The sequence below is a fragment of the Desulfotomaculum sp. 1211_IL3151 genome (assembly GCF_036763075.1).
Lineage (GTDB): Bacteria > Bacillota > Desulfotomaculia > Desulfotomaculales > Desulfotomaculaceae > Desulfotomaculum.
Window position 1 is genome coordinate 71,887 of sequence record NZ_JBAIYV010000063.1, and the last position, 23,926, is coordinate 95,812.

Annotated in this window: 21 protein-coding genes; 11 read left to right on the plus strand and 10 right to left on the minus strand. The window is 44.1% G+C overall.

All coding sequences use genetic code 11. The features are described 5' to 3' along the window. Positions 1 to 15 precede the first annotated feature (15 nt). Both V6C11_RS18030 and V6C11_RS18035 read left to right on the plus strand, forming a co-directional pair. The gene (locus tag V6C11_RS18030; protein WP_333532597.1) at positions 16 to 1,287 is read left to right on the plus strand and encodes a sensor histidine kinase; all 1,272 of its coding nucleotides are present in this window, start codon (positions 16 to 18) and stop codon (positions 1,285 to 1,287) included. 123 nt (positions 1,288 to 1,410) lie between these two features. Next, positions 1,411 to 1,563: a hypothetical protein gene (locus V6C11_RS18035; RefSeq protein WP_442886094.1), complete on the plus strand. Its 153-nt coding sequence runs from the start codon at positions 1,411 to 1,413 to the stop codon at positions 1,561 to 1,563. A 158-nt stretch (positions 1,564 to 1,721) separates the two neighbouring features. Here the strand turns inward: V6C11_RS18035 and V6C11_RS18040 are convergent, their stop codons facing one another. From V6C11_RS18040 to pdxK, 7 genes are all read right to left on the minus strand, one after another. Further along, complete coding sequence (locus tag V6C11_RS18040) at positions 1,722 to 3,065, minus strand: acetyl-CoA hydrolase/transferase family protein (protein WP_333532598.1); 1,344 nt, start codon at positions 3,063 to 3,065, stop codon at positions 1,722 to 1,724. Positions 3,066 to 3,090: 25 nt separating this feature from the next. Beyond that, positions 3,091 to 4,227 (minus strand): acyl-CoA dehydrogenase family protein, encoded by a 1,137-nt coding sequence (locus V6C11_RS18045; protein WP_333532599.1) that lies wholly within the window; start codon positions 4,225 to 4,227, stop codon positions 3,091 to 3,093. A gap of 15 nt (positions 4,228 to 4,242) precedes the next feature. Beyond that, on the minus strand, positions 4,243 to 5,424 hold the full coding sequence (locus tag V6C11_RS18050; RefSeq protein ID WP_333532600.1) for a thiolase family protein: 1,182 nt from the start codon (positions 5,422 to 5,424) through the stop codon (positions 4,243 to 4,245). Positions 5,425 to 5,449: 25 nt separating this feature from the next. Beyond that, on the minus strand, positions 5,450 to 6,229 hold the full coding sequence (locus V6C11_RS18055; protein WP_333532601.1) for an enoyl-CoA hydratase-related protein: 780 nt from the start codon (positions 6,227 to 6,229) through the stop codon (positions 5,450 to 5,452). 15 nt (positions 6,230 to 6,244) lie between these two features. Further along, on the minus strand, positions 6,245 to 7,099 hold the full coding sequence (locus tag V6C11_RS18060) for a 3-hydroxyacyl-CoA dehydrogenase family protein (protein WP_333532602.1): 855 nt from the start codon (positions 7,097 to 7,099) through the stop codon (positions 6,245 to 6,247). Positions 7,100 to 7,433: 334 nt separating this feature from the next. Beyond that, a complete protein-coding gene (locus tag V6C11_RS18065) occupies positions 7,434 to 8,843 on the minus strand; it encodes a sigma-54 interaction domain-containing protein (RefSeq protein ID WP_333532603.1) in 1,410 nt (469 codons plus the stop codon). A 159-nt stretch (positions 8,844 to 9,002) separates the two neighbouring features. Next, positions 9,003 to 9,824 carry a pyridoxine/pyridoxal/pyridoxamine kinase gene (pdxK, locus tag V6C11_RS18070; RefSeq protein ID WP_333532604.1) on the minus strand — a complete coding sequence of 274 codons (822 nt, stop codon included), beginning with the start codon at positions 9,822 to 9,824 and terminating at the stop codon, positions 9,003 to 9,005. 184 nt (positions 9,825 to 10,008) lie between these two features. On the opposite strand from pdxK, the gene V6C11_RS18075 reads away from it, so the two are divergent. Beyond that, positions 10,009 to 10,269, plus strand: a complete 261-nt coding sequence (locus V6C11_RS18075; protein WP_333532605.1) for a TIGR04076 family protein — start codon at positions 10,009 to 10,011, stop codon at positions 10,267 to 10,269. Between the two features lie 34 nt (positions 10,270 to 10,303). On the opposite strand, the gene V6C11_RS18765 is transcribed toward V6C11_RS18075, so the two are convergent. Together V6C11_RS18765 and V6C11_RS18080 are read right to left on the minus strand one after the other, a co-directional pair. Further along, positions 10,304 to 10,474, minus strand: a complete 171-nt coding sequence (locus V6C11_RS18765; RefSeq protein WP_442886095.1) for an aspartyl-phosphate phosphatase Spo0E family protein — start codon at positions 10,472 to 10,474, stop codon at positions 10,304 to 10,306. Positions 10,475 to 11,064: 590 nt separating this feature from the next. Then, entirely contained in the window at positions 11,065 to 11,211 is a 147-nt protein-coding gene (locus V6C11_RS18080) for a hypothetical protein (RefSeq protein ID WP_333532606.1), read from the minus strand. Positions 11,212 to 11,400: 189 nt separating this feature from the next. Here V6C11_RS18080 and V6C11_RS18085 point away from each other — a divergent pair, with 189 nt between their 5' ends. Further along, positions 11,401 to 11,904, plus strand: a complete 504-nt coding sequence (locus V6C11_RS18085) for a hypothetical protein (protein ID WP_333532607.1) — start codon at positions 11,401 to 11,403, stop codon at positions 11,902 to 11,904. A 149-nt stretch (positions 11,905 to 12,053) separates the two neighbouring features. Further along, positions 12,054 to 13,934 carry an MASE3 domain-containing protein gene (locus V6C11_RS18090; protein WP_333532644.1) on the plus strand — a complete coding sequence of 627 codons (1,881 nt, stop codon included), beginning with the start codon at positions 12,054 to 12,056 and terminating at the stop codon, positions 13,932 to 13,934. A 3-nt stretch (positions 13,935 to 13,937) separates the two neighbouring features. On the opposite strand, the gene V6C11_RS18095 is transcribed toward V6C11_RS18090, so the two are convergent. Further along, positions 13,938 to 15,518: a DHA2 family efflux MFS transporter permease subunit gene (locus tag V6C11_RS18095; protein WP_333532608.1), complete on the minus strand. Its 1,581-nt coding sequence runs from the start codon at positions 15,516 to 15,518 to the stop codon at positions 13,938 to 13,940. Between the two features lie 234 nt (positions 15,519 to 15,752). Between V6C11_RS18095 and V6C11_RS18100 the strand changes: the two genes are divergently transcribed. The 6 genes from V6C11_RS18100 to cooS all read left to right on the plus strand — a co-directional run bounded on the left by V6C11_RS18100 (position 15,753) and on the right by cooS (position 23,921). Next, on the plus strand, positions 15,753 to 17,063 hold the full coding sequence (locus V6C11_RS18100) for a TrkH family potassium uptake protein (RefSeq protein ID WP_333532609.1): 1,311 nt from the start codon (positions 15,753 to 15,755) through the stop codon (positions 17,061 to 17,063). A 10-nt stretch (positions 17,064 to 17,073) separates the two neighbouring features. After that, the gene (locus V6C11_RS18105; RefSeq protein ID WP_333532610.1) at positions 17,074 to 17,733 is read left to right on the plus strand and encodes a potassium channel family protein; all 660 of its coding nucleotides are present in this window, start codon (positions 17,074 to 17,076) and stop codon (positions 17,731 to 17,733) included. An 82-nt stretch (positions 17,734 to 17,815) separates the two neighbouring features. After that, a complete protein-coding gene (locus V6C11_RS18110; RefSeq protein ID WP_333532611.1) occupies positions 17,816 to 18,007 on the plus strand; it encodes a hypothetical protein in 192 nt (63 codons plus the stop codon). 183 nt (positions 18,008 to 18,190) lie between these two features. Next, on the plus strand, positions 18,191 to 19,918 hold the full coding sequence (locus V6C11_RS18115; RefSeq protein ID WP_333532612.1) for an ABC transporter ATP-binding protein: 1,728 nt from the start codon (positions 18,191 to 18,193) through the stop codon (positions 19,916 to 19,918). Positions 19,919 to 19,986: 68 nt separating this feature from the next. Beyond that, positions 19,987 to 21,792 carry an ABC transporter ATP-binding protein gene (locus V6C11_RS18120; protein ID WP_333532645.1) on the plus strand — a complete coding sequence of 602 codons (1,806 nt, stop codon included), beginning with the start codon at positions 19,987 to 19,989 and terminating at the stop codon, positions 21,790 to 21,792. Between the two features lie 212 nt (positions 21,793 to 22,004). Next, on the plus strand, positions 22,005 to 23,921 hold the full coding sequence (cooS, locus tag V6C11_RS18125) for an anaerobic carbon-monoxide dehydrogenase catalytic subunit (RefSeq protein ID WP_333532613.1): 1,917 nt from the start codon (positions 22,005 to 22,007) through the stop codon (positions 23,919 to 23,921). The last annotated feature ends 5 nt before the right edge of the window (positions 23,922 to 23,926 follow it).

A 23,926-nucleotide genomic window follows, 5' to 3' on the forward strand; every position in this document is an offset into this window, starting at 1 on the left:
AAAGGAGGAACCAAAATGCTAGAAACTGTCATTGCGTTCTCTCGCTATTGGTTTGCCCTGTTATTCGGTGCGGCGGTTGCGGTCAGTTTCGCCGGAATGGCGCATACACGGAAAAATCATCTGGCTTTCGGATGCTTTACCTTCATTTTATTTATTGTGCAACTAGTCTGCTTGCGAATCTGGGGCATGGACATGACGATAAAAATATATCCGCTGATTTCTCATTTGCCGGTGGCTGTTTTTATCGTCGTGTTCTTAAAACGCCCGTGGCTGATTTCACTAACCAGCATGTTTGCCTCCTTCTTGTGCTGCCAGCCTCCCCGTTGGATCGGCAGTGTCGCAGGCGCCGCTTTTGACAGTGCTTCCATAAACCATGTCGGCTATGTCGCGGCTGTGTTTCTGATGTACTATTTGCTGCAAAAATATGTGGTGAAATCGGTTCGGCATCTGATGGAACGCTCCGTTAAATCCTGCCTGCTGTTTGGCGCCATGCCGGCTTTTTACTATCTGTTCGACTATACCGCCACGGTTTACACCGATTTTATGTATAGCGGAACACGTGCGGCTGTACAGTTCATGCCCTTCGTGACATCGGCATTCTATTTTGTGTTTGTCCTCCTTTACTATGCCGAAACACAAAAACAGGCAAGTATCCAAAGAGAGCGGGATATGCTGGATACGCAGTTCCGGCAGGCACAAACAGAATTTGCTTCTCTGCGGCAGCTGCAGCAGAATGCCGTGGCCTATCGGCACGATATGCGCCACCATTTCGCTCTTTTACAGGGTCTGGCATCCGAGGAACGCATAGAGGAGATCAAAGAGTATCTACGGACTGCCCAGTCCGACATGGATGCCATCACGCCCATGCGCTTTTGCGAAAATGAAACCGTCAATCTGATTTTGTCCGCTTTTGCCGCCAAAGCAAAACAATCGGGAATTCTATTGACGGTAGAAGCGAAGCTGCCCGACTCGCTTCCGTTTAGCGACACCGAGCTTTGTTCACTATTGTCAAATGCTTTGGAAAACGCCATAGATGCCTGTGAAAATATAGCCGACAGCAATGAACGCTATATCAAGCTGCGTGTGTATGACAAGAATAATAAACTGTGCATTGACATCCGCAACAGTTATCAGACCGAACCAATATTCCATCAGGGGCTTCCTGTATCAAAAGAACAGGGGCATGGTTTTGGCACAAAAAGTATGGCTCATATCGTGGAAAAGCATGGCGGTGTATGCCAATTTTCGGTCAAGGATGGCTGGTTTATGTTTCAGGCCACTGCATAAAGGATTGTTTTAACTACAAAGTGCAGAGCGATTCCAGGTAAAATGGAGTCATACTTCACAACCATTGCCATTATCCCCGGCTTTTTAACCAAGGACAATTAAGCCAGGGGTTCCTTTGACGTCATGGGTGCCTTCATGCAGCCCCGGGGACACCAGATGATCATGAATACAGATTTTCAATTAAATCCCCAGGCAGCACTGGATGCTCCCAGACGGCAATGGTTAGAGGATAAAACCATATTGCTTGAGCAATCGGTTTCTGAACAGATAGTCTGATCCCCACCTCTAAGCTTAAAAACCCACAGCCCTTTGACTGTGGGTTTTGTTCTTGCGTATTTGTGCTGCCATCAACTAACGGCACCATGGGGAAGGGGCGACCAAAGGTCGCCCCTATAACCGATGGCTCATGGCTCACGGCCATTGACAGCGGCTGGCTATATTTTATTGCTCCTCCGCCAAATACCCATATCCTGTGCTGACTTAATCAACTCATCTCTAAAATCGGGATGGGCGATGGAGATAAGGGCTTCGGCACGTTCCCAGGTAGTTTTTCCTTTTAAAACAGCTTTGCCATATTCAGTAACCACATATTCCACCGATGTTCTGGGGGCAGTTACGATGGAGCCATTTCTTAGGAAAGGAATGATGCGGGAAAAGGACTTACCTTGTTTATCCTTATAGGTTGAGGTAAGGCAGATGAAGCTCTTGCCCCCCTTGGATTCATAGGCACCGGTTATAAAGTCAAATTGACCGCCTGTGCCGCTGATCTGCCTCATGCCGGAGGTCTCGGAATTCACTTGACTGAAAAGATCCACTTCCACGGCATTGTTGATGGACATCACCTTGTCATTTTGAGCGATGTTTTTTGGGTTATTGGTGTAGCTTACCGGGTAGGCGGCACAGATGGGGTTATTATTAATAAAATCATAAAGTCTTTGGGTGCCCATGGCAAAGGTATAGACCATTTTGTATTGGTCAATATTTTTCCTTTTTCCCGTCAGCACACCGGCTTCATACATATCCACATAGGCATCCACCAGCATCTCGGTGTGAGCACCCAGGTCTTTTAAATCAGAATCGGCTAACAATTTACCCACTACATTGGGCATTGCGCCAATACCCAGTTGGATACAGGCACCATCTTCGATTTCTTCCATTACGTATTGGGCGATCTTGCGATCCTCATCTGAGGCCACGGGGCTGGGTATCTGTGGGATCGGATTGTGGTCACCCTCCACCACATAATCCACTTCCGAAATATGAATGATTTCATTATAGCCGCCCAAGGCCCGGGGCATATTTTGATTTACCTCTAGGATAACGATTTTGGCTTTGTCAACAATGGCTCTGGCATGGGAAACCTGGACACCAAAGTTAAAATAGCCCTTATCATCCATGGGGCAAACCTGCAGCATGGCTACATCAACGTCTACATATTTTTGATAGTAACTGGGGACTTCTCTGTAAAGGACCGGAGCATACCAACAGTTTCCCTGGTCGGCTAACTTACGATCAAGGCCGCTAAAATGCCAGTTGTTATAGATAAAATGCTGTGATTCAGGGTCTGCCTTGACGACTTCGGGTACGCCATACATGGTGGTAGTTGCCCTTATTTTTACACCATTCAATTCTTCTTTTCTTTTGGCCAAAGCCCTGTCCAATGCGATGGGGCGGCCAGTAAAGGCATTATAATCCACCCAATCTCCTGATTTGACAACACTGACAGCCTGATCAGGTGTGGTCAATTTACTTTTATACATTTCAGTATAATTGGCCACTAAAATCCCCCTTCCCTTAGTTGAACTATCTCAACATATTGCCAGCAATAACAACCCTTTGCACTTGGCTGGTTCCTTCGTAAATTTGCATGATTTTTGCATCACGCATATACTTCTCAACCGGGTATTCTTTGATATAACCATAGCCGCCCAAGACCTGCACGGCATCGGTGGTTACCTTCATGCACATATCACCGGCAAAACCCTTGGATAGTGAGGAAAGGACGCTGTAGGGTAAGCCAGCATCTTTCTGCCAGCAGGCCTTATATACCAGAAGGCGGGCTGCTTCAACTTGCATAGCCATCTCCGCCAGCATAAACTGGATGCCTTGTAAGGCTGCGATGGGTTTGCCAAAGGCAATTCTTTCCTTGGCATAGTTGGTGGCGTACTCCATAGCCGCTTGGGCTACACCCACTGCCAGGGCAGCAACCATGGGACGGGACATATCCAGTGCTTGCATGGCAATTTTGAAGCCGTCGCCTTCTTTGCCCAGCAGATTCTCTTTAGGTATACGAACATTATCAAAGATTACATCGGTGGTACTGGAGGAACGAATGCCCAGTTTGTTTTCCTTTTTGCCTACGGAAACGCCGGGAAGATCCCTTTCCACGATGAAAAAGCAGAGACCCTTGTGACCTTTGCTGCGGTCCACAGAGGCACAAACAGTGAAGATATCAGCCACACCACCATTTGTAATGAAGCATTTGGTACCGTTTATTACATACTCGTCACCTTCCAGGGTAGCGGTAGTTTTTAGTGCAGCCACGTCAGAACCGGCCCCTGGCTCGGTGAGACAAAAGGCAGCCAGTTTTCCTTCATTTAGGACATCGAAGAAGCGCTGCTTTTGTTCATGATTACCGGCAATTACCACTGGATCAGCGGCGAGGAGGCAGGATGCGGCAACGGTGGTGGCCACAGCAGCACAGCCCCGGGATAGTTCTTCCATTACCACTGCCTGGCCAACTGTGTCAATGCCAGGGCCGCCGTATTCCTCTGGGACTCCTACTGTTAACAGACCGGCCTCAAATAACTTGGGAATCAGCTCAGCATGAAACTCATTTTTCTCGTCATACTCCAGAGCCACAGGCATAATTTCCTGCTCGGCAAATTTTTTAGCCACTTGTTTCAGGGTTTCTTGTTCTTCCGTTAGTAAAAAATCCATACCATAAACCTCCTTTTAATCTAAGCTTTCAACTACTGCAGCAATACCAGGACCACCGCCGCAACATAACGATGCAACCCCTAAGCGTGATCCCTGACGTTTCATTTCATAAAGAAGACTGACGATGATTCTGACACCCGTGGCACCCACCGGGTGGCCTAAGGAAATACCGGAACCGTTTCGATTGACCTTATCCATGGGGATGTTTAGTTCACGGTTACAGGCCAAAAACTGTCCGGCAAAGGCCTCATTTATTTCAAAAAGATCAATATCAGCTAATTTTAGATTGATAAAGTTTAATGCTTTGGGTATGGCATAGGCTGGTCCGATGCCCATGATGGATGGATCTACGCCGTAGGAAGCGGTGTTTAAAACCCGGGCTAAAGGTTTAATGCCCAGCTCCTTTGCTTTATCCTCTGCCATTAATACCAGGGCGGCGGCACCGTCGTTGATGCCGGAAGCATTGCCGGCAGTAACCGTACCATCCTTTTTAAAGGCGGGTCTTAATTTAGCGAGTTTCTCAAGTGAGATATCTGCTCGGGGGTGCTCGTCGCTGTCGACTATTTTGGTCCCCTTTCTTGTACTAATCTCCACAGGAACGATTTCTTCCTTAAATGTACCTGCCTGCATGGCTGCAATAGCCCGTTGATGGCTTAGAATAGCCAACTCATCCTGTTCTTGACGGGAAATATTATATTTCTCCACCAGGTTCTCTGTGGTGATGCCCATGTGGTAGCCGTTGATGGCATCATTTAGGCCGTCATAGGTGAGGGCATCATGGATCTTGCCATCCCCCATGCGAAAGCCTTCCCGGGCTTTGAGCAGATAGTAGGGTGCCTGGGACATGCTTTCAATGCCGCCGGCCACAATAACATCCTCTTTACCCAACATGATTTGTTGGGCTGCAATTTCCAGGGCTCTCATAGCGGAACCACACTGTTGATTAATGGTGGCTGCCGGAGCTTCCACCGGTATTTTGGCAGCAATCTGTATTTGACGGGCAGGGTTACCCTTTGCGCCACCCTGCATACACATCCCCATTAACACTTCATTTACTTGTTCCGGCTTTAAACCAGCTTTATTTAAGGCACCAGTCACGGCTGTGACACCCAAATCAACCGCTGATACTTCTTTAAGAGAACCCAAATAATCCCCAATGGGTGTCCTGGCGGCACCGACGATAACTACATTTCTCAATCCTGTTACCTCCTTGTCACTTGGCTTAATTCCCCTTAAATTCTGCTTTGCGTTTTTCTAAAAAGGCATTCATACCTTCCTTTTGATCCTGGGTGGAAAATAGTAAGGCAAAGCACTGTCTTTCAAAGCAATTGCCGGTATTTTTATCAACCTCAACTCCATAGTTGATGGCTCTTTTGGCAGCAGCTAGGGCCGCCGGGGGTTTTGCAGCCAAGCCCTGGGCCAACTTCTTGGCCTTAGCTAATAAATCTTCAGCTTTTACGATTTCATTAATTAAACCGTAGGCTAGGGCAGTTTGTGCATCAATCATCTTTCCGGTGTAGATCAGTTCCTTTGACCTGGCCACTCCGATTAAGCGGGACAGTCGCTGGGTCCCTCCGGCACCGGGAATAACACCCAGGTTGATCTCAGGTTGTCCAAGCTTAGCATCCTCCGTGGCCAGACGCAGATCGCAGGCGAGGGCAAGTTCACAGCCGCCACCCAGGGCAAAACCTCCGATGGCAGCGATGACTGGTTTATTTAGAGATTCAATACGATCAAAGGCTGAGTGAAAGGTAGTTGCCAACTCTTCGGCCTGGGTCGGACTCAGTCCCAGCATGAAGGGAATATCCGCTCCTGCAGCAAAAACCTTTTCGCCACCGGTGATGATGACAGCTTTTACTTCCTCATCTGCAGCCACTTGATCCAGAACACGGTGAAGTTCAGCAATAAGATCTTGATTTAAGGCGTTAAGAACCTTGGGCCTGTTTAAGGTGATAAGGGCAATATTCTCTTCCTTGCCATAAAGCAAGCTTTTATACTCCATTGTTTCACCCCTAATCTATTTCTGGTATTTATAAAATCCTCGTCCGGTTTTAACACCTAAATGCCCGGCCCGCACCATTTGTTTTAATAGCAGGGCTGGACGATATTTACTGTCAGAAAATTCGTTGTAGAAAACTTCGGTTACGGCCAGAACGATATCCAAGCCCACCATATCTGCCAAAGCTAGAGGACCCATGGGCATACCGGCACCCAACTTCATGGCTGTGTCGATTTCTTCAACTGTGCCAATTCCTTCACCGAGGGTAATCACTGCTTCATTGATCATGGGAACCAGAATCCGGTTGACAATAAAGCCAGGGGACTCTTTAGCATATACTGGAACCTTATTCATTTTTTTGGCTACTTCTTCAATGGCGGAGACTGTTTCATCGGAGGTATCCAAACCAGGAATAATTTCCACCAGCTTCATCACTGCGGCAGGGTTAAAGAAGTGCATACCCACAACCTTGTCTGTTCTTTTGGTGGCTGCGGCCATTTCGGTAATAGAAAGGGAGGACGTATTGCTAGCCAAAATGGCGTGAGCGGGGCAAGTTTCATCTAACTTCTGATAGACCTGCCTTTTGAGATCCATGTTTTCCAGAATGGCTTCAATGACCAAATCGACATCTTTACAATCTTCATAGGAAATGCTGCCTTTCAGGCGAGACAGGATTTGCTCCTTGTCATCGGCGGCCATTTTGCCTTTATCAACTGCCTTTTGAAGGCTCTTGCCAATATTGGCTAAGGCCCTGTCAATAAATTTTTGATCCACATCAATTAACAGCACCTCATAGCCTGATTGGGCCGCCACCTGTGCAATGCCGGAACCCATGGTACCGCTGCCGAGAACGGCAATTTTACTAATTCCCATATAGTTACCTCCTTTTATTTGTTAAGCTAATGGTATAGCACAGTTTGTGCCATAAAAAACAAAATGTGGTAATATAATAAGAAATAGTAAGAAAAGGAGAGATAGATTAAGATATTTGAGAATTGCCAAAATACAAAAATAACGAAATATTAAAAATATTTCGTTATTTCACGAAGCGAAATATACCTAAATTAAGCCATGGTTGACTTTGGTGCGTTTGCCTTTTTGAGAAAGTTTTAGCAAAAAAGCAAAAAAGGGTCAGGCCCTGAATTTACTGATTTGGCTTTCGTCGCAAATCAGTAAATTCAGGGCCTGACCTTTTTTGTATACTTTTCTATAGGGAGTATTTTTTTATTTTACGGTATAAAACAGAAGGGTGTATACCTAGAATTTCTGCCGCCTTGTTACGATTACTCGCCACCTGCTGCAGGGTCTTGGCAATCAGCTCCTTCTCCGTTTCAACAATGACCTCGGCTAGCGTTTGTTGCTTCATTAAGTTTGGATCATCTTTGAAAATGTTTTCCAAAAAGGGCATATGTTCTACGGAGATAATTTTATCCTCTGTGAAACTAAACATGCGTTCCAAAGCATTTTCCAATTGCCTGACATTGCCTGGCCAATGATATTTTTTAAGAAGATCCATGGCTTTATCGGTATAGCCTTCAATTTGGCAGTGAAGTTTCTGATTAAGCTTATCCGTCAAATAATGGGTTAAGAGTGGGATATCTTCTGGGCGTTCTCGTAGGGAGGGGAGTTTGAAGTTAATCACATTTAAGCGGTAATAGAGGTCTTCGCGAAAAGTTGACTTATTAATCATTTCCTCGATATTTTGATTGGTAGCGGAGATAACTCGAACATCAAGGGTCACGGTTTTAACCCCACCAATTCTTTCCAGCTCTCGTTCCTGTAAGACAGTTAACAGCTTCGATTGCATGGTGAGAGGCATTTCACCGATTTCATCTAAAAATATCGTACCACCCTGGGCCAACTCAAATTTACCGGGCTTACCACCCTTTTTAGCACCGGTGAAGGCCCCATCCTCATAGCCAAAAAGCTCTGTTTCCAATAGGTTTTCCGGCACGGCGGCACAATTAACCCGGACAAAGGAATGCTGTTTACGGTTACTGGCATTGTGAATGGCCTGGGCCAGAACCTCCTTACCCGTACCGCTTTCACCGGTAATCAGAATGGTGGATGATGAAGGGGCCACCCTTTGGGCCAGTCTTTTGATCTCTTTTATCTGTTTACTTTCGCCGATCAGATTATTGAAGGTATATTTGGCCGTATAAATTTTTCGAATTTCTTCCTTGTATAATTCCAATTCCTTTTCCAATTGCCTTAATTTCAATGCCAGCAGCTTTCCCGAGGAAGAATCGGCAAAAAGGGATTTACCAATGGCACCGATGACCTCGCCCTGGCTGTTAAAGATCGGAATACGGTGTACAATCAGTTTATGGTTATTTACTTCCCAAGGCTCATATAAAATTGGATGCTGTGTCTGGATAACTTCAGGCAGTTTTGTATTTGGTGTAATTTCGGTAATGTGTTTGCCGATGGCATCCTTTCTCTTGACTGCCACCATTTCCTGATAAGTGCGATTGACTAATACCACGTAGCCTTTTTTATCGACAACCACCATTCCCTCATGGGGACTGTCTATTAGTACATCCCAGATATTGGCCAATACTGGATCCCTTGTTAGTGCTTGTTCTATTGTTTGGTGGTCTCTTGATCTGCTAATCACCAGGATGACCCCCTTAGTATATAATTTTTGAAATATTTCGCCAATAAACGGTCGAGTTCCTGCTAGATAATCGGACATCTGGAAAAATGTACTAATACAGGGGGGTCCTGGATGGGTAAACAATAAAAAAACCCTGCTTAGCAGCAGGATTTTTCGGTTTTATGATGTTGGCAGATTCTGACAATATTTGCGGTAGGCAGCATGGTTGGTTGGGCCAGCATGTTCATTCAACCGGAAGGAGTGGCGAATCGCTTCGGTAATAAAAGCCTTAGCGGTATGTACGGCTTCCCTGATTGGTTTGCCCTTGGCTAATTCGGCAGTTATGGCTGCGGAGTAGGTGCAGCCGGCACCATGCGTAAAGGTGGTATTGATTCGATCACCTTCCAACACTTCGAAGGTTTCTCCGTCATAAAATACATCAATGGCTTTTTCGTGTACTAACTTTGCACCACCCTTGATTAAAACATAGGGGCAGCCAAGGTCATAAATCCTTTGAGCGGCATTTTTCATCTCTTCCAGTGTTGTAATGGGTGCCCGTTGACTCAATTGGGCTGCTTCAAATAAATTTGGTGTAACAATGGTGGCCTTGGGAACCAGTACTTCCCTTAAATAGGTTGCATTCTCAGGATGCAAAATCTCATCTGCGCCTTTACATACCAAAACAGGATCTACTACCACATTTTTTAACGGATGCTTCTCTATTGTATCAGCTGCCAGCTCAATCAATTCCGTTGTGCCAAGCATGCCTGTTTTGAGGGCATCTACACCAATGGCTAAAATGGTTTTTAATTGCGATTTTACGGTTTCAATAGGTTGAGGAAAAACATTATGAGACCAGTCTTTAGGGTTCATAGAAACGATAACAGTGATTGCGGACATGCCGTAAACACCAAGCTCCTGAAATGTTTTTAAATCAGCCTGTAGACCGGCACCGCCACTACTGTCGGAACCAGCAATCGTTAAAGCTTTGAACATAGACATAAAAATTCCCCTTTTCCTTCTAGCGTACAAAAAAGATATCTTCGACGTAGGTAACGCAAATCCTCCAAGAAATAGTATATGCCTAACATTAAAAATCAAGTCATATAAGAAATTGACTTTTTCAAATGAACGAAGTATATTTGATTTTATCTTAAAGACAGAAAAAATAGGAGGCTTTGATAGGATGAAAAAGCCAAAAATTAAAATTACTGTAGTTGATAAAATTGGCAAAGGCCACTGTCACCGGGGCCATAAAATAGGAGACACCTTTGACTTTGATACCGAGCGTGGCAATCTTTGCCCAATGGCGATGCATGTATTATTTCCGATGATTGATATTCTTAGATATGGCGGCTTATTGCCAGGTGAAGAAGATGAAAAATCCGGGGTTTTTTGTTGCCCGGATGTAAAGGTTATTAACGTTTTTAAAATAGAAAGGGTTTAAAGATAAAGCTCTCTAATCGTTGATTGCCCAGCGACTAGAGAGCTTTTTGGTAATAAACGTCAAGCTGATAACTTAAAATTTTTTGATAAACATATATTTGCGAATCTAATTTTTGGCTTAAACGAACCACTCTTGAATCGAATAAGGGTTTATCTACTGCATAATTTTGCAAGTTAAATCTAAGAAGCTCAATATTCCCCTTCAATAAGTCTGATATGGTAATAATGATAATGCCCCCCGATTAAAACATTTTTAAAAGTTACTTTTTAATTTTTTAGTAAATTAGACAGGAACAACTAAATTCCTTCTTGTTTTTTGAAATATTTTACAGAGAAAAGCTCTTCTAATTTAGAAGAGCTTTTTTGAGATTATTGATCGTTCGGTGGTTTTCCTGCCTTATGTTATAGTATACACCAAGGATAATGAAAAAGCTGCCTAAAAAGAAAGTACTGCTTAGTTGTTCCTTTAGGAATAACCAGCTAGGAATAACCAGCCAAGCAGTTTATATTATTTGTTTTTCGATACGGCTTACAGAAAAACCTCCTTCTGATTTGTCTATGTAAAATCGACAACCCCCGGCAACCGGGGGTTGTTTAAAGTATTATTTTTGTGTTCCGCAACAGCCGAAACCGTTGTTTAGGAATAAAAGGATAAGAATTAAGAAGATAAGAAAGGAATTGTCATTACAACCGCCGCCAAAACCAAAACCCATGTTTTTTACCACCTTTCCTTATGCTGGCTTGTGATAAAATCCAACATTTTTCAAAAGGGATCATTTACAAGCGGTTTATTAAACTACTTCTCCACACTGCAGCCGCCGTAACCGCCACCGCCGCCCAATAGTAACAAGATTAAAATTAAAAAAATGATAAAGGAACTGTTATTACCACCACCACCACAACCACCACTGCCGCCGCAATTACCACCAAAACCAAAACCCATTAGAAGACCTCCTCATAAATTATTTTAAAACTTGATCCATACTATGGTGGTATGTTTTTTTTGTTACATAAATCTAAAAGTATTTATTGTCAGGAAATAGATGATTTTACTAAAAGTAGTGGCATTTCCTTGGTGTGAAAGTTATTATAGAAAGAGAAAGAACACCGCGCTTGGAGTTGAGATATTGGTATGAACACAGAGGCCAGCGACCTAAGCATGACCAGCGAATTTGCCAACCCAAAGGGAAGCAGGAAAAAGAAAAAATACCGAATGAAAAAAGGACTTAAACGATTTCTTTGTTTGATGTTGCTGCTATCCCTTTGTGCCGGTGGTTACTATCTACTACAAAGAGACATGCACTTACCATTAGCTTTAGGGGCAGAAACAAAAAAATCAGAACAGCAAATGCAGATTATAGATACCTCAAAAATATATCTATACAACCCTCAATTTGAAAAGGAGAGTCTGCTAATACAAGGGACAATTTTAGATCCCGATCTTCAATATAAAAATTCCCAATATAAGATCGTTGGCAATGAACTTTGTATCCGCATACAGGTTCAGCCAAATCCTGAAAAAGCCCTCAAAGAGTTTGGCTTCAAGGTACCCTACGATAAGAGCAAAATCAAAAATGTATATGTGATGGGTGCCTCCGAAACAGACAAGTGTTTAATACTACAAAGCCCTGAATAATGCAGCTTAGCTCGAAGGCCTTATGACCGAACAAGGGGGGAGGCAAAATAAACAGTTTTGAAAAAAGAACTTGTGTAATTACAGGACTGGCTATTTTATTATTTATTATTTTTGGCGCAAGCGATCTAAATATTAAAATTAGTCAAGATATTTATCTTAGTTTACATATTATATTGGAGTTTTTTAGCATTGCTGTTTCCTTTTCCATCATGCTGCAGGGTTGGTTAACCTATCCCCATACCTTCGATAGCCGCCGTCTTTATCTTGGGGCTGTTTTTTTAGCTGTTGGCACCCTGGATTTAGTACATACCTTATCCTTTCAGGGTATGCCTCCCTTTATTACAGAAAGCTCTGTGGCCAAGGCAACTTGGTTTTGGGTGACTGCTCGTTTAACGGAGGCTATTTCTCTAGCCATTATTTTCTTTTACCGGGAACGACAAGTTTACCATAAACACTGGAAGTCTTATTTTATAGCGTCATTTTTTTACGCAGTGACAATTTCCTGTATCATTATCGGCTGGGCGGGGCAACTTCCGGTATTGGTTGTGGAAGGCCAAGGGGTAACCAATCTAAAACTAGGCATTGAATACCTTGTTAGCATCTTACATCTCGCTACGGTGATCATGATTCTCCGCCGTTATCGTGAGGCTAAACAACAAAATCAATTACTAATGATCACCGCTTTGGTTTTCCTGTTCTGCGGGGAGCTGATATTTACCCTGTATCGCAATGTACACAGTGTATATAACATGTTGGGGCATGTTTACAAGGTGATGGGGTATTTTTACCTGCTTCGCTGCATGTATATTGTTACAGTAGATGAACCCTTTGTTAAAGTAAAACAAGTGGTTAAGAAAATGAGGGATGTGGAAGAGGAACTGAAAAACTTTTTTAACATCGCCCAGGACCTTTATTGTATCTTTGACGCAAAGGGTCAGATCAGGCAAATTAACCAATCTTTTATTACGAACCTTGGCTACACCAAGGAAGATTTGCTAAACCAGGATCTCTATACTTTGATCCACCCAGAGGATAGGCCGATGGCCCGAGAAGAAATAAATAGAAGTATGTCCACGGATGAGTCTGCAATAAAATTTGAAAGCAGAAACAAATGCCATGATGGTTCCTATAAGTGGCTGGCCTGGGTGGCTGTTTTTGATCAAAATAAGGAGTTGTTTTTTGCTGCGGCAAGGGATGTTACGGATCAAAAGGAAATGCTTCAGAGGTTGCATGCTTATCAAGAAAAGTTAGAAGATTTAGTGGAGGAACGTACGATAAAATTATCCAGGGCCAATAAGGAATTGGATGCTACGAATAAAGAGCTGGAGTCTTTTTCTTATTCTGTCTCCCATGATCTAAGGACACCCCTAAGAAGTATGGATGGTTTTAGTTTGTCCCTGCTCGAGGATTACGAAGATCAGTTGGATGACGTGGCCAAGGATTATCTTTACCGTATTCGGGCAGCCAGTCAAAGAATGGGGCAAATGATTGATGATCTGCTGCATTTGTCTCGGGTAACAAGGCAGCAAATGCTGTTTAAGGAAATCGATTTAAGCCAATTGGCCCGGGAGGTTTTTGCAGAATTGCAAGCCACTGAACCAGAACGACAGGTCGAGTTCAAGGTTTCTTCTGATCTTATTGCCCAGGGTGATGTCAGATTATTAAAAATTGCTTTGAGCAACCTAATTGGCAATGCATTGAAGTTTTCGGCCAAAGTAAATAACCCTTTCATTGAGATAGGCCGCCAGTGGCGTGAGAAAAATCCAGTCTATTTTGTTCGTGACAATGGTGTGGGCTTTGATATGGCCTATGTAAACAAATTATTCAGGCCCTTTGAACGATTGCATGGGATAAAAGAATTTTCCGGTACAGGCATAGGGCTTGCCACCGTAAAACGGGTAATTGACCGTCATGGTGGCAAGGTATGGGCTGAGGGAAGGCTGGGCCAAGGGGCAACCATTTATTTTACATTGCAAATTTTTAGCCAAACTTACGATGAAAGCCCAAAGTCTATAGACATCTACCCATAAGCTCTATTTAACCGCTTCCGGCACAGGGTTTTCTTCTGGTGCCGGTTTTTTCTTGGCATGATCCTTACCCTGTAGGAAAAAAACCATGGGCAACGCTGCAAAAAGGAAAAAGGATGAAATTAAAAAGGTATCATTGATGGCTAAGACCATCGCCAGTTTTTGTACGAGTCCGTAAATGATACCAATGGCTCCGCTGGTTGCTGCATCTGTACTGGCACCGGAGGCAACCAACAGGCCCTGAAGTTGTCCGGTAATGGAGGAAGCAACCGGTGAGGTATAGGAAGCTCCGTCGGACAGTCTGGCTGCGTGAAAGGCTTGACGATTTTGCATAATAAAAGTCATAATCGCAATCCCAAAGGAGGCAAATATTTGCCGGCATACATTACTTAAGGAGGAAGCACGACCCACGAGATGTTTTGCCACCACATTCATGCCCACAGTTGTTAAAGGCATCATGGACAGGCCCATACCGATCGAGCGCACAATCATAATCCAAACGATCGTATGAGTACTGGTATCCATCGTTATATAATTGAGCTTAACTGTGCCGATGGCGGTGATGGCAATTCCGACAAAGCTAATCACTTTGGCTCCAAATTTATCAAATAACAGCCCGCTGAGGGGCATCATAAATCCAGAGGCGAGAGCCGAAGGAAGTAACAATATTCCCGTGTCATAGGCAGACAGGCCCATCAAATTTTGGGTAAAAATGGGTACTAAAAATATACCGCCAAAAAGGCCGATATTAATAAGACCACCGATGATAACGCTAAGGGTGAAGGTTTTGTTTTTAAACAACCTTAAATCTAACATAGGATCCTTGCCATTTAGTTGGGATATAACAAAAAGCAAGAGGGAGAAAAAAGAAATGATAAATAGCATAACGATGTAATAAGACATCCAACCCTCTTTACTACCTTGACTTAGGGCCAGAAGCAGGGTAAAACAGCCCACTGTGGCAAAGAAAAACCCCCAGTAATCAAATTTTATGTTAGGACGGACGGGGGTTTCCTTTAGTAATTGGATGGACAGGAATATACCGATAACACAAACCGGTACATTAATTAAGAATAATAGGCGCCAACTAGAATGTTCCAGGATATAGCCTCCCAGGGTTGGGCCGACAGCTGGTCCCATAACCGCAGCCATGCCCCAGACGCCCAGAGCTAAACCGATTTTTTGCATTGGGACAATCTTATAAATAATAACCATACTAACTGGCATAATGATGCCGCCCCCAATGGCCTGCAGCACCCGAAAGGCAATCAGGGAATTGTTGTCCCAGGAAAGGGCACAAAGTATGGAGCCAATTGTAAAAACAGCCGTTGAAAGGATAAACACCCTTTTATTGCCAAAACGATCCCCTAAATAGCCGGTAATGGGAATTACCACAGCGGAGGTCAACATATAGGCCGTAACCACCCACTGAATTTCATTGGCGGAGACACCAAATATGGTCATCAATTTCGGGATGGCCACGTTAACGGAGCTGTTATTCATAATGGCCGCAAAGGCACCGGTGACAAGCACAAATAAGGGAAGCCAAAAAGAAGGCTCTTTGTTAACTGATTGGTTGGATTCCATCGTATGTTCAATCTCCCATCCCAAAATAATAATCCACGAATATTAAATTTTCATTCCTTGCTGGTACCTTAACGGCACGGAAGCCGAATAGCCATTCATAAAACGAAACAGGCTAAAAGCTATCATAGCTAATAGAAGAAAATTATGATAAAATTCTATCGGATTTAGAAGTCCCTGTCTATAACTTTTAATAGAGAGATTCTGGGTATTGTTAGATATTGGAATGGTGAAACAATGTATAGAAGATGGAACCCTGGACAATTATTGGTTGCCAGTTATTTCTCGGTAGGAATGGTCGGAACGTTATTATTAATGCTGCCTTGGGCAACCAGGGAAGGTTCGTCCAGTACATTTTTACAAGCTTGGTTTACAGCCACATCTGCGCTGACTGCCACAGGGTTGACGGTAGTGTCCACGAATACCCATTGGACCGTATTTGGCCAAACTGTCATTCTTATCCTAATGCAAATAGGCGGTCTGGGAGTGATGGTTCTTACCACTTTGTTCCTGTTTCTTCTTGGCATGAGAATTCCCTTGGGGCAAAGGCTGCTGATTGCACAGGACCGTAATAATTTTAATGTTACAGGTGTTATTCGATTGGCCCGAAGCGTACTTTTATTGACATTAATCATTGAAGGAATCGGAGCGCTTTTAATGGCTTATTTTATACCGGGTGTTTGGCAAAACGGATTTTGGCCGGGTACTTTTTTTGTTATTTTTCATGCAGTAAGTGCCTTTAATGGGGTGGGATTTGACTTAACCGGACAAAGTTTGGAACCCTTTCGCCAGTCTCCCGGCATTTATTTGGTGTTTATGCTGTTAATCCTTTTGGGTAGTTTAGGCTATGTGGTCTTACAGGAACTTCTTATTCAACGTCGCTGGTCCCGCATTAGCCTGCACAGTCGTTTGGTTTTATGGGTAACCGGCCTAATCACTCTCCTGGGCAGTACCTTTTACTTTATAACCGAGTACAGCCAGATGGCAGGTTTATCTCTGGGACAAAAAATTGTTGAGAGTTTCTTTCATACAGTAACCAGGACCGCGGGTTTTACAGCCGTACCAACTGCAATCTGGAACGAACCCTTTATTTTCCTCATGATTCTGATGATGTTTGTGGGAGCTAGCCCTGGCTCCACGGGCGGTGGTATTAAAACCACCACCTTTGGTACCATTGTACTGGCTGTTTGGTCCATAGCCCGGGGCAGAAAGGAAGTTGTCCTCTGGGAACGGGAAATTGCCGTCGAAAGTGTAATGAAGGCTTTCACCGTAACCGTCGTTGCCTTGATTGTCATTTTTCTTAGTACCTTAGCCATTATGACCATCGAAGGCCTTTCTTTACTGCCTGTTTTGTTTGAAGTGGTATCTGCCATGGCAACTGTGGGTCTTTCACTGGGAGTAACCTCGGAGTTATCCCCCGTTGGACAAGTCTTAATTACGATTTTAATGTTTGTGGGACGGATTGGCGTTTTATCACTGATAATCTTTTTGACCAAACAAGAAAATCGTCGGTTACGTTATATGAAGGAAGATATCTTAATTGGATAGGATGGTCTAAATGAGAAAATCAATTTTAGTCATAGGTATTGGTAGATTTGGCCGGGGTGTTATTGAGGGGCTTTATGAAAAAGGTCAAGATATTTTTGCCATCGATGCCAATGAGGATGCGTTGGAAAGTGTGCGTGGCATGATTGTCTCCGGGGCCATACTGGATGTGGCGGAGGATGATGAGGAGTTAACCCGAATTGTTGGTGACAAAAATTTTGATGAGGCGGTGGTGGCCATGGGTGAGGATCTGGAAGGTGCCCTAATCGCTACCCATATTCTCAAGGAAGCCGGCCTGCCTGTATCGGTTAAGGCTTCCACAGAGAGAAGGGGCAATGTTTTAATCAAAATGGGTGCGGATCGAGTTGTTTTTCCTGAAAGAGATATTGGCCACAGATTGGCCCATCTTATATCGAATGATTCTGTAATAGACCTTTTAGAGCTGCCCCAAGGATTTATGGTGGAGCAAATTGGGGTAGGTAAAATTTTTACCGGCCAAACAATGGCTGAAATGGATATACCTAGCCGCTTCGGTGTTTATATTTTACTGGTATATCGGGGCGATGTTCCCATCCAACCTCAGGCTTCAACAATTTTAGAAGTCGGTGATGAGATTATTGTATTTGGGAAAAGGGATAAGTTGGAGGAATTTGAAAAACAGAACTTTGCTTAGGGTACAAAAAATATTTGTGAAAAATGTGTTTATTTTCAACCCCCACTGAATATATATTTTTAAAACAGTGGAGGTGGTTCTCATGTTTCCTAAATACACTCGTGTTATCCTTTGTAATGGTAAAGAATATCATTTAACAGAGGCTTGGACTGGCGAGATTGTTGTAAAACAGGAGGGCTCGGACAAACCATTGGATTGGCAAAGCAATGAATACCTTCGTGTAGTTTGTGAGTATAACTTAACGGAAAATATTTTACCCCAGGGCTACCAATAAAATGAAAAGGTCCCTAAGCCCCCCGGCCAAAGCCGGGGATTTATTTTTTATACAACACTTTTATACAACATATTGAAAAAAGGGTAATAAAAACTGATTGATATGACGAGTAAGGCAAAATATAATTAATCGAACATAATAGAAAAGAATTGCTAAAGATGATTGGAATGGAGATGACTAGGCTTGCTAAAGCTATTTAAATTTCTCAAGTCATATCAGCTGCCTATTTTTCTGGTAGTGATGCTTGTCTTTTTACAATCCATGGCGGAACTATACCTGCCAACCTTAATGTCGGATATTGTTGATATTGGGATTGTTAATGGTGATACAAGTTATATTATAAAAATTGGTTCCTTTATGCTAGTGGTTGCTGCGGTGGGTACAGTCTGTTCCGTTGCGGCAAACTTTTTTTCGGCCAAGGTTGCAGTGGGCTTTGGTAAAAATTTGCGTACAAAGATCTTTACCCATGTAGAGAATTTTTCCTTGCAGGAATTTAATCAAATGGGTACAGCCTCACTTATTATTCGGACCACCAATGATATTACCCAGGTCCAGCAGGTATTAATCGTAATTCTTCGTATGATGATCAGCGCACCACTGATGTGCATTGGTGGCATTATCATGGCAGTCTCTAAGGATGCCAAACTATCCTTGGTGCTGGTGGGGGTTATTCCCATTCTTGCCCTGGCTATTTATATCATTAGCAGTAAAGGAATACCTCTTTTTCAGGCCATGCAGCTTAAGCTGGATAAACTAAACCTGGTCCTGCGGGAAGGCCTCACTGGAATTCGGGTTATCCGCTCCTTTAACCGGACGGACTATGAAAAGGAGCGTTTTCATGAGGCCAACGATGACCTTACCCATACCGCAATTAAGGTAAATAAAGTTATAGCAGCGATGATGCCCACCATGATGCTGGTAATAAATTTTTCTACCATTGCGATCATCTGGTTTGGGGCCATCCGTATCGATCATGGCAATATGCAGGTGGGGGACTTGATGGCCTTTATCCAGTATGCCATGCAAATATTAATTTCTTTCATGATGGTTTCCATGATGTTTATCATGATTCCGCGGGCTGCTGTGTCTGCCCAGAGGATTAATGAAGTATTGGATATGGAGCCTCAAATTAAAGACCCCCAGAGGGCTGAGCTTACCCAGGCAGGGAGGGGTTATGTTGAGTTTCAAAATGTTGCCTTTAGCTATCCCGGTGCAGAAATGCCAGTTCTGGCTGACATATCTTTTTGTGCCAAACCAGGCCAGATGACCGCAATTATTGGTGGTACAGGCGCAGGTAAGTCTACCTTGATTAATTTGATTCCCAGGTTTTACGATCTTGATAGCGGTCGTATTTTGGTTGACGGTGTGGATGTACGTCAAATGTCACAGGAACAACTGAGGAGCAAAATTGGTTTAGTAACGCAAAAAGCGATGCTCTTTTCAGGAACCATTGCGGATAATATTCGCTATGGGAAGGAAGGGGCTACAGATGCAGAAGTAAGACAGGCAGCTGATATTGCCCAGGCCAATGAGTTTATCCAGCTTCTGCCGGAGGGTTTCAATGCTATGATCTCCCAGGGTGGGACAAACCTATCGGGTGGTCAAAAACAGCGTCTGGCCATTGCCCGGGCTTTGGTGAGAAGACCGGAAATATATATTTTTGATGATAGCTTCTCCGCCCTTGATTTTAAAACGGATGCAAAACTTCGGGCAGCCCTCAGAAAGGAAACCGATAATGCCACAATGTTAGTGGTTGCCCAGCGAGTAAGCACCATCATGGATGCAGATCAAATTATTGTCTTAGATGAGGGACGCATTGCCGGCATCGGCAATCACCGGGAATTGATGCAAAGCTGTTCCGTCTATGGTGAAATAGTGGCCTCGCAGTTGTCGGAGGAGGAAGTAGCGTGAGTGATAAAGATCTAAAACATAAACCAAAAGGCAGGCGTGGCGTTGGCCATGGGGCACAGCCCCTAACGATGCCTGTGCAGAGGGCCAAGGACTTTAAAGGCACCCTGAAAAGACTGCTTGGTTTTTTAAGGCCCTATAAAATGCGTTTAATGGCGGTTTTCTTTGCCGCTGTGTTGGGGACTGTTTTTAATATTGTCAGCCCGAAAATCCTAGGTAAAGCCACAACTAAATTGTTTGAAGGAATTATGATGAAAATGAAGGGTGTACCGGGTGCCTCAATTGACTTTGCATCGATCCTTCAGATAATCCAAATGATAGCTATACTTTATATTTTTAGTGCTTTGTTTACCTATACCCAGCAAATTATTATGGCTGGGGTGGCCCAGCGGGCGGTTTTTGATCTGCGCAAGGCAGTCAATGATAAACTTTCTCGCTTACCCCTTAAATATTTTGACTCCCATGCCAATGGGGAAATCTTAAGCCGAGCTGTCAATGATATCGATAATATCAGTACCACTTTGCAACAGAGTCTTACTCAACTGATAACCTCCATCATTACCTTGGTTGGTATAACTGTGATGATGTTGACGATCAGTCCCTTAATGACCTTAATCCTAGTTCTTACGTTACCCCTTAGTTTTGTGGTAACCATTTTGATAGCTAAACGCTCACAGACTTTTTTCATGGAGCAGCAAAGGACCATTGGGGAACTAAATGGGCATGTGGAGGAAATGTTTACCGGACATCCGGTTGTTAAAGCCTTTGGGCATGAGGCTAAATCAATTCAAGGGTTTAATGATATAAATGAAAGGTTATATCATTGCGGTTGGAAAGCCCAGTTTATTTCAGGCATTATCATGCCTCTTATGGGTTTCATTAATAACATTGGCTATGTGTTAGTCTGCGTGGTGGGTGGTGTTTTGGTCACAAGAAGGGCCATTGAAATTGGTGATATTCAAGCATTTATCCAATATACCAGACAGTTTTCCCAACCCATAACCCAAGTGGCCAATATCAGCAATATTATTCAATCCACCATTGCTTCCGCTGAGCGGGTTTTTGAATTATTGGATGAACCGGAAGAGATACCGGAAGCTGCTCAGGCAAAGAACATGGCAATCCCCAAGGGGGAAGTGAAATTTGAAAAGGTTAAATTTGGCTATCAAAAAGATGTTACCTTGATTGAAGATATGAATATTGCTGTTAAGCCAGGCCAAACCATCGCCATTGTTGGCCCCACCGGTGCCGGTAAAACGACCTTAATTAATTTGTTGATGCGTTTCTATGAAATTGACGGCGGTAAAATTACCATTGATGGGGTAAATATTCAAGAACTCCAGCGTGGCAGTCTGCGCAGTCTCTTTGGCATGGTGCTGCAGGATACCTGGCTGTTTAACGGCACCATCCGGGATAATATTGCCTATGGCCGCCTTGGTGCCGGCGAAGCAGAGGTTGTCAGGGCAGCCAGGGCTGCCCAGGCGGATCACTTTATCAGAACCCTGCCCGATGGTTATGACACAGTATTAAATGAAGAAGCTTCGAATATCTCCCAAGGGCAGAAGCAGCTCCTGACCATTGCCCGGGCCCTGCTGGCTAATCCGCCCATCCTGATTCTTGACGAAGCCACCAGCAATGTGGATACCAGAACCGAGGTGTCCATTCAAAGGGCTATGAAGGAGTTAATGAAGGGCAGAACAAGTTTTGTCATTGCCCATAGGCTTTCCACCATTCGGGATGCAGATTTGATTCTGGTGATGAATGCTGGTAAGGTCATCGAACAGGGTAAGCATGAAGAACTTCTTGCCCAGGGTGGTTTTTATGCCGACCTTTATAACAGCCAGTTTACATCCAAAGGGATTTTCGAAGCGGTATAAGCCCCGCCTTCCGCTTATGGAATGGTAGATGGGCAGGAGCCATGAGCAAAGGACCCCTAAGAACAATGCCTAAAAAGCCAAGGCCCAAGGCCGACTACCCTAGTCTACTTCCTAAAGGAGGTAGACTTATTTTTTTACACCATTTTTTGAATATTTTACATAAAAACAAAAAAACTGGTAATCATAATAAAAATTTCAAAGGGGGGGTTTATTTGTCCCGGGAGGCTATCTCCCATCGTAAGGATGGGCGTATCAGTATTCACGACTCTGTGCAAGAAATGTATGAAAGGATTCACTCGGACGGTCTGAGTAACGTTTTTGATCGTTATGACCCCCAGGCCAAGATTCGCTGTAACTTTTGTAATGAAGGGGTTAGCTGTCAGTTATGTACCGGTGGTCCCTGTCGTATCTCAGATAAAGTGGGTGCCACCCATGGTGCCTGCGGTATTGATCGTAACGCCATGGCTATGCGGGATATGCTGCTGCGCAATATGATGGGTACATCTACCTATACCCACCATGCCTACAATGCCTTTCGTACCCTAAAGTCCACCGCAGAGGGTAAAACACCCTTTCAGATTACCGATGTCGATAAGCTTTACTGGATGTGCGATAAATTAGAGATTGATAAGGGCAATAGTAAAGAGGAAGCGGCCATTCATTTGGCGGATTTTCTCATGTACCAATTAAGCAGTGGTTACGATGATCCACCTAAGATGGTGGAAGTATTTGCCCCGGAGCCAAGGAAAAAGAAATGGCGTGAACTGGCTATTTACCCAGCCGGGGTTATGCATGAAATCAAAGATGCTGCGGCCAGTTGTTTGACCAACGTCGATGGTGACCATGTTTCGATGGCTAAAAAGGCCATGCGTTTGGGTATTGCCACAATTTATGGCTCACAAATTGGCCTGGAGATGGTTCAGGATATCCTATTTGGCACCCCTAGTCCCCACGAAGTACAAGTCGACTTGGGTATTATGGACCCCGAGTATGTAAACATTGTCGTCAATGGTCATGAGCCTTGGATTGGCGTAGCAACCCTGTTGGCTGCTAAGGACCCCAAGAATCAGGAAAAGGCAAGGCAAGCTGGGGCTAAAGGAATTAAATTAACTGGTTCCATTGAGTGTGGCCAGGAAGTACTGCAGCGGTTTGAAATGGATGAGGTCTTTAATGGACTTACCGGTAACTGGTTGGCCATTGAACCACTTTTGGCCACTGGAACGGTGGACATCTTTGCTATGGACGAAAACTGTTCACCACCCTATATCGCTCCCTATGCGGATAAATACCAGATTACCATGGTATCCGTAAACGATTTAGTGCGTATTCCGGGCGTAGAGAAAAACTTTGACTACAAGCCACCGGAGGCCGCCAATATTGCCCAACAGCTAATCGACTGGGGCATTGAAAACTTCCAAAAACGTAAGGAACGTAAAATTGAGCCAAAGGTACCCACCAAGGTACAAAAGGCCATTGCTGGTTTTTCCACAGAGGCCGTTTTAAAGGTTCTGGGAGGAAAACTAGATCCCCTGTTGGATGTGATTAAAGCTGGCAAAATCAAAGGGGTGGTGGCCCTGATCAACTGCACCACTCTGGCCACTGGACCCCATGACTATATGACGGTTAATGTGGCTAAGGAATTAATTAAGCGGGATATTCTGGTTATTGGCGGCGGCTGTGGTAACCATGCCATGGAAGTTGCCGGCTTGTGCAACCTGGAGGCCGTGGAGATGGCGGGACCCGGTTTGAAGGAAATTTGCCAGGCCCTGGGCATACCCCCTGTGCTTAGTTTTGGTACTTGTACCGACACGGGACGGATGTCCATGCTGGTAACGGAAATTGCCAATGCCCTTGGCGTGGATACCTCCGACCTGCCAGTGGCTGTCACTGCTCCCCAATATTTAGAGCAAAAGGCAACCATTGATGCCCTCTTTGCCCTGGGCTATGGCCTCTACACCCACCTAGCACCCATACCACCAGTAAGTGGCGGACCAGACCTAGTAAAACTATTAACCGAAGATTTAGAGGGAATTACCGGCGGTAAAGTAGCTCTAGCCAACAACCCAGTTGATGCCGCCGACGGCATTGAAGCACATATTAACAAGAAACGGGCTGCGCTGGGTATATAGCATGA

Bases quoted from the DNA above. Each gene is read 5' to 3' on its own strand.
- V6C11_RS18030 (WP_333532597.1), top strand. From the start codon at position 16: ATGCTAGAAACTGTCATTGCGTTCTCTCGCTATTGGTTTGCCCTGTTA.
- V6C11_RS18035 (WP_442886094.1), top strand. From the start codon at position 1,411: ATGGGTGCCTTCATGCAGCCCCGGGGACACCAGATGATCATGAATACA.
- V6C11_RS18045 (WP_333532599.1), bottom strand. From the start codon at position 4,227: ATGGATTTTTTACTAACGGAAGAACAAGAAACCCTGAAACAAGTGGCT.
- V6C11_RS18055 (WP_333532601.1), bottom strand. From the start codon at position 6,229: ATGGAGTATAAAAGCTTGCTTTATGGCAAGGAAGAGAATATTGCCCTT.
- V6C11_RS18060 (WP_333532602.1), bottom strand. From the start codon at position 7,099: ATGGGAATTAGTAAAATTGCCGTTCTCGGCAGCGGTACCATGGGTTCC.
- pdxK (WP_333532604.1), bottom strand. From the start codon at position 9,824: ATGTCTATGTTCAAAGCTTTAACGATTGCTGGTTCCGACAGTAGTGGC.
- V6C11_RS18075 (WP_333532605.1), top strand. From the start codon at position 10,009: ATGAAAAAGCCAAAAATTAAAATTACTGTAGTTGATAAAATTGGCAAA.
- V6C11_RS18080 (WP_333532606.1), bottom strand. From the start codon at position 11,211: ATGGGTTTTGGTTTTGGTGGTAATTGCGGCGGCAGTGGTGGTTGTGGT.
- V6C11_RS18085 (WP_333532607.1), top strand. From the start codon at position 11,401: ATGAACACAGAGGCCAGCGACCTAAGCATGACCAGCGAATTTGCCAAC.
- V6C11_RS18095 (WP_333532608.1), bottom strand. From the start codon at position 15,518: ATGGAATCCAACCAATCAGTTAACAAAGAGCCTTCTTTTTGGCTTCCC.
- V6C11_RS18100 (WP_333532609.1), top strand. From the start codon at position 15,753: ATGTATAGAAGATGGAACCCTGGACAATTATTGGTTGCCAGTTATTTC.
- V6C11_RS18105 (WP_333532610.1), top strand. From the start codon at position 17,074: ATGAGAAAATCAATTTTAGTCATAGGTATTGGTAGATTTGGCCGGGGT.
- V6C11_RS18110 (WP_333532611.1), top strand. From the start codon at position 17,816: ATGTTTCCTAAATACACTCGTGTTATCCTTTGTAATGGTAAAGAATAT.
- V6C11_RS18120 (WP_333532645.1), top strand. From the start codon at position 19,987: ATGCCTGTGCAGAGGGCCAAGGACTTTAAAGGCACCCTGAAAAGACTG.